Genomic DNA, 333 nt, shown 5'->3' with positions numbered 1-333 from the left:
GAACAATAAAGTTGATGGAGTACTATTATGTATTGAACCACTATCAACTAGAATTTGATTATAAGGGAAAATAAATGTGAGTTGAGCTAGAGTTCAAACTGCTAGTAACATCGCATTCAACACAGTAGGCTGGGGGTGGCTATACATGGAAGCAATTGGCTTCGATTTAGGAGATACGTTAATTTATTATCACAACGTTCCGCTTAGTTGGACAAATCTATATGAAGATGCGCTTGCCGGGATTCTGGATGATATGGAAATAGGAAAGAATGAAGCATTAATTATCGAGGCGACAAAAGTATTAAACAAATATAATGCGAGATCGACTCCTAG

1 protein-coding gene is annotated in these 333 nt (G+C 36.9%); it reads left to right on the top strand.

Annotated features, from left to right (window positions below):
• Window positions 1-145: 145 nt before the first annotated feature.
• Window positions 146-333, top strand: a 188-nt coding sequence (locus tag KIH86_RS16150) for a hypothetical protein (RefSeq protein ID WP_223110560.1), incomplete at its 3' end; no start/stop codon positions are given.

Origin of the sequence: Paenibacillus sinensis, from assembly GCF_019904155.1 — a bacterium.
Taxonomy (GTDB): domain Bacteria; phylum Bacillota; class Bacilli; order Paenibacillales; family Paenibacillaceae; genus Paenibacillus_AQ; species Paenibacillus_AQ sinensis.
The sequence above is the reverse complement of the archived record's forward strand: the minus strand, read 5'-3'. Positions and strand labels throughout refer to the sequence as shown.